At 74.4% G+C, this 4,968-nt stretch carries 3 protein-coding genes and 1 pseudogene; 3 read left to right on the top strand and 1 reads right to left on the bottom strand.

Going from position 1 to position 4,968, the window contains the following annotated elements:
* Positions 1–453: pseudogene (locus AAHZ94_RS28350) on the top strand (hypothetical protein); the annotation flags it as partial.
* Positions 454–998: 545 nt separating this feature from the next.
* Here AAHZ94_RS28350 and AAHZ94_RS28345 read toward each other — a convergent pair.
* Positions 999–1,472 carry a GbsR/MarR family transcriptional regulator gene (locus tag AAHZ94_RS28345; RefSeq protein WP_349996407.1) on the bottom strand — a complete coding sequence of 158 codons (474 nt, stop codon included), beginning with the start codon at positions 1,470–1,472 and terminating at the stop codon, positions 999–1,001.
* A 419-nt stretch (positions 1,473–1,891) separates the two neighbouring features.
* Between AAHZ94_RS28345 and AAHZ94_RS28340 the strand changes: the two genes are divergently transcribed.
* Complete coding sequence (locus AAHZ94_RS28340) at positions 1,892–2,803, top strand: ABC transporter ATP-binding protein (RefSeq protein ID WP_349996405.1); 912 nt, start codon at positions 1,892–1,894, stop codon at positions 2,801–2,803.
* Positions 2,800–4,452 carry an ABC transporter permease gene (locus tag AAHZ94_RS28335; protein ID WP_349996403.1) on the top strand — a complete coding sequence of 551 codons (1,653 nt, stop codon included), beginning with the start codon at positions 2,800–2,802 and terminating at the stop codon, positions 4,450–4,452. Before AAHZ94_RS28340 ends, AAHZ94_RS28335 begins: the two co-directional genes overlap by 4 nt.
* The last annotated feature ends 516 nt before the right edge of the window (positions 4,453–4,968 follow it).

Genomic DNA, 4,968 nt, shown 5'->3' with positions numbered 1-4,968 from the left:
GGGCCGTGGTGGTCGCCGGCGGCCCGTACGGCCCGTACCGCGCTCGCCCTGCTGACCACGCCGGTCTCCGGGCGCGCCGGAGCTGGCGGGCGCCGGGCCAGGCAGCCGGTGACCCGGCTGCGGGTGGAGGCGGACGGGGTGCTCCTCGCCGATCTCGACCACCCGGTGGAACGCGTGTCGGTGGCCACCGGCCCGCTCGCCGAAGCCGCTCGGACCCACCCGGCGGACGACAACCAGGCCCGCCCTCCCGACACCGACACCGCGCGGCGCGGGCTGGCCGAGGTGGTGGTGTACGGACACGCGTCGGGCGGCCCGGTACGGCTGGCGGCCCGGGCCGTGACGGTCTCGGGCCCCGACTTCCGCTACCGCGCGGACGCGGTCACCGCGGGCCCGGTCCGCACCCGCACCTGGCGACTCCTCCCGGACGCGTGGTCTGTCACGCTGCCGCGCTAGGGCGCGGCGGGGTGGCTCGCATCGGCGGGTGAGACGCGTACGGCGGGTGTGGTGCGGGTGGCTTGTGCGGTGGGTGTTGGGTGTGACGCCGGCCGCGTGCACGGCGGGCGTGGCGGGGGCCTGCCGGCGACTGCGGCTCCTGCGCACGCACGGCCCGCATGCCGTGTCCGGCGGGTACGCGCGCACGGCCCATGCCGTGTGCGGCGGTACGCGCGTGAAGCATGCGTGCCTTGCACGGCGGGTGCGCGTACGGCCTGTACGGCGTCGCGCCGGCCGCCCCGGGCCACCGCGCGAGGGCCACCCCGGGACGCCGGCCGGTCAGTGAGCCGGCCGATCCGCGGGGGCCGCGCCGGCACGGTGGGGGGACGGCCGGCGCAGGAACCATTCGCCCCGGTGAGGCGGTGCCCATTCGACCCAGTGGGGAGGTGGAAACCGCCCGCCGCGGCAGCGCAGGAACCATTCACCACAGTGGGGCGCAACCACTTGTCCGGGGGCAGTGGCCATCCGTCGCGGTGGGGCGGAGCCGCCCCGCACGGGCCCGGCGGCTAGCCGCCCAGCGCTGCGCGGCCCTCCCTGCGCACCGACTGTTGCTCGCGCCAACGGTCCATTATCGCGAGCATCTCGCCCTGGAGGTACTCGAAGAAATCCGCCGTCTCGGCCATCCGCTCCCCCGCCGGGGTGTCCCGGCCCAGCGCGTCCGCGCCGTCCCGCAGCGTCACTTCCCAGCGGGAGAGGACCTGGTCGCGGCGGGTGATCGTCTCGTACCAGAGCTCCGTGTGGACCTGGTACCGGTCGCGGCGGGAGCCCGGTTCGCGCTCCCGGCCGACCATGTGGACCTGCGAGAGGTACCGGATCGCGCCGGAGACCGCGGCCGGGCTGATCCGCAGTTGCTCGGCCAGTTCGGCCGAGGTGAGCGAGCCGGTGTCGGAGACCAGCAGCGCGGCGAAGACCCGGGAGGCCATGCGCTGGAGGCCGGCCTCCACCAGTTCGGCGGCGAACCGCTCGATGAACCGGCTCACCGCGTCCTCGTCCCGCCCGGACGGCGCCTCCTGCCCCGCGGCCTCGGCACCCGGGGCGGCACCGGAAGCAGCGGCCGGCGCAGCGCCCGAAGCAGCGGCCGGCCCCGCGGCGGGTCTGGTCCCGTTCGCCGACCGCGGCGGGGGGGGGGGGGGGGGGGGGGGGCGGGGGTGCCGCGGGGGCCGCCCCTCCCCCCCGGGGGGGGGGGGGGGCCGGGCCGGTCCGGACGCTTCGGTCATCCGCCGTGGCCGCGGCCCGGTCGGCGTCCGCCCCGTCCACCGGTTCGGCCGCCTTGAGTTCCGTCATCTTGAACTCCGTCGTCTCGCCCAACACCCATCATCCCCGGCTACTCAAAGCCTCCCCACCGATTATACGTTTCCTTAACTTCACAAATTTCTGAAAGAAGAGTAGCTTCGGCCTCATGACGACGGCAATCACCGTGTCCGACCTCCACAAGTCCTTCGGCCGGACACACGCACTGGACGGCCTCAACCTCGACGTCGCGACAGGCGAGGTGCACGGCTTCCTCGGCCCCAACGGCGCGGGCAAATCCACCACGATCCGCGTCCTGCTCGGGCTGCTCCGGGCGACCAGTGGCGCCGTTCAACTCCTCGGCCAGGACCCGTGGCACGACGCGGTCGAGCTGCACAAGCGGCTCGCGTACGTCCCCGGTGACGTCACGCTGTGGCGCAACCTGAGCGGCGGCGAGGTCATCGACCTGTACGGGCGGCTGCGCGGCGGCCTGGACAAGACCCGGCGCGCGGAGCTCCTGGAGCGGTTCGACCTGGACCCGACCAAGAAGGGCCGCACCTATTCCAAGGGCAACCGGCAGAAGGTGGCGCTGGTCGCGGCGTTCGCGTCCGACGTCGAGCTGCTGATCTTCGACGAGCCGACCTCGGGCCTCGACCCGCTGATGGAAGAGGTCTTCCGGGACTGCGTCTCCGAGGAGCGTGACCGCGGCCGGACCGTGCTGCTGTCCAGCCACATCCTCAGCGAGGTCGAGGCGCTCTGTGACCGGGTGAGCATCATCCGCAAGGGCAAGACCGTCGAGACCGGTTCACTGTCCTCGCTGCGCCACCTGACGCGCACCTCGGTGACGGCCGAACTGGACAGCGCGCCGAACGGGCTGGCCTCGCTCCCCGGCGTGCACGACGTCGACGTCCAGGGCCGCCGGGTCAAGCTCCAGGTGGACACCGACAAGCTCAACGCGGTGGTCAAGCAGCTCAGCGAGGCGGGCGTGCGCAGCCTCATCTCCACGCCGCCCACCCTCGAAGAGCTCTTCCTCCGCCACTACCAGGACGACTCCGCGCGGGAAGAGGCGATCGCGCGATGACCGCGGTAGCGAACGCCCGGATCGCGGCGCCGCCCAAGGGCGGCTCCCGCGACCTGGCCGGCACGGGGACCCTGTTGCGGCTGGCGCTGCGCCGCGACCGGATCATGCTGCCGATCTGGGTGCTGTGCCTCGGCCTGTCGGCCAGCAGCACCGTCAGCCGGCTCGACAGCTCGTACGACACCGCCCAGAAGCGCGCCGACCTGGCCCACGACATGAACGCCAACGGCTCCACGCGGGCGCTGTTCGGTGCGGCCTTCGACGATTCGCTGGGCGCCCTGACGGTGTGGCGGGTGGGGTCCTTCCTCACCGTCTTCGCCGCGATCATGAGCCTGCTGCTGGTCATCCGGCACACCCGGGAGGAAGAGGAGACGGGCCGCCAGGAGGCGCTGTCCTCCGGCATGGTGGGCCGTCGGGCCGGGCTGACCTCGGCGCTGATCACGGTCGGCATCGCCAACGGCATCGTCACGCTGCTCATCGCGGGCAGCCTGGCCGGCCAGGGCGGCAGCGGTGCGCTGGCGCTCGGGCTCGCGGTGGGGCTGAGCGGCATGGTCTTCGGCGCCATCGCCGCGGTCGCCGCGCAGATCACCGAGAACGCCCGGGTGGCCAGGGGCCTCGCGTCGGCCGCCGTGGGCGCCGCGTTCGTGCTGCGCATGGGCGGCGACGCGGCGAAGGACGCCTCCGACGGCTCCAGCCACGTGCTGGTCTGGCTCTCGCCGCTGGGCTGGGCGGAGAACGCCCGGCCGTACGCGAACGAGCGCTGGTGGGCGCTGCTGCTCCTTGCCCTGCTGACCGCGGTGGCCATCGGCGTGGCGTACGCGCTGGCCGGTCGCCGGGACATCGGCGCCAGCTTCTTCGCCTCCCGCCCCGGCCCCGCCTCCGCGAGCGCAGGTCTGGCCACCGTGTACGGGCTTGCCTGGCGTCTCCAGCGCGGCACGCTGCTGGCCTGGGCGGCCGGGTTGGCCTTCGCCGGTGCGGTGTTCGGCGGGATCGCGGACGGCGCCGAGGACTTCCTCGGCGACAGCGAGAGCACCCGCGACACGTTCTTGCGGATGGGCGGTCAGGAGGGTCTGACGGACGCGTTCCTCGCGTCGATGGTCGGCATCCTGGGCCTGGTCGTCACCATCCACACCGCGAGCGCCGTGCTGCGGCTGCGCGCCGAGGAGACCGACCAGCGCGCGGAGCCGCTGCTGTCGAACGCGGTCAGCCGGGTGCAGTGGGCGGCCAGCCATCTGGTCGTCGCCTACCTGGGCCCGGTCGTCATCCTCGCCGCCGGCGGGCTGGCGCTCGGCGTCGCGTACGGGGCCGCCTCCGGCGACCTCGGCGGCGAGGTGCCGCGGGTGCTCGGCGCGACGTTGTTGCAGGCCCCCGCGGTGTGGGTGATCACCTCGATCGCGGTGTTCCTGTTCGGGGTGGCCCCGAAGTTCACGTCGGCCACCTGGGGCGTGGTCGGGTTCGTGGTGGCCATCGGCTGGCTCGGCCCGGCGATGGAGCTGTCCCAGTCGGTGATGAACCTGTCGCCCTTCGGCCACCTGCCGAAGGTGCCGGGCGGCGACATCACGGCCACCCCGTTCCTGTGGATGATCCTGCTGACCGCCGTCCTGCTGGCGGGCGGTCTGGCCGGGCTCAAGCGGCGCGACATGAGCAACTAGCGCCCGAACCGACCGGTGGCGCGGGGCGGCCGACCGCCGCCCCGCCCCCTGAACCAACCGGGCCCCCGGGCCCCCCGGCAGCGCGACCCCCGTGACGACGCGGGCCGCGTGAGCACCTGCCGGGTCCGCACCACAGTGCGGCGCCGGACTCCGTTCACCCCCGTATCGGAGACCGGCGCCGCACTGCTGTGTTGGGGGGCTTTGGTGGGGCCTTGATGGGGGTGGGGCTCGGCGCCGACGGGGATTATCCACAGGCTGTGGATAATCTTGCGATGTGCCGGGAACCCATCGGGGCGAACGCACCCGGCATCCGGCCGGGCCCGGATCGCGGCCCGGGCCGGCCGACCGGCGGCCCCGCGCCCCCCGCCCCCCCCCCCCGCCCCCGGGGGCCGCGCCCCCGCCCGCCCCCGCCCCCCCCCCCCCCCCCGGGGGGGCGGGCCGCGCCGGTGCGTACCCGGCTAGATCACCAGGCTGAGCAGGGCGGCCATCACGAAGCCGACGACCGAGAGCACCGAT

Source organism: Streptomyces sp. HSW2009, from assembly GCF_040240285.1.
Taxonomy (GTDB): domain Bacteria; phylum Actinomycetota; class Actinomycetes; order Streptomycetales; family Streptomycetaceae; genus Streptomyces.
Note: the sequence above shows the minus strand (reverse complement) of the source record. Positions and strands in the feature narration are given on the sequence as shown.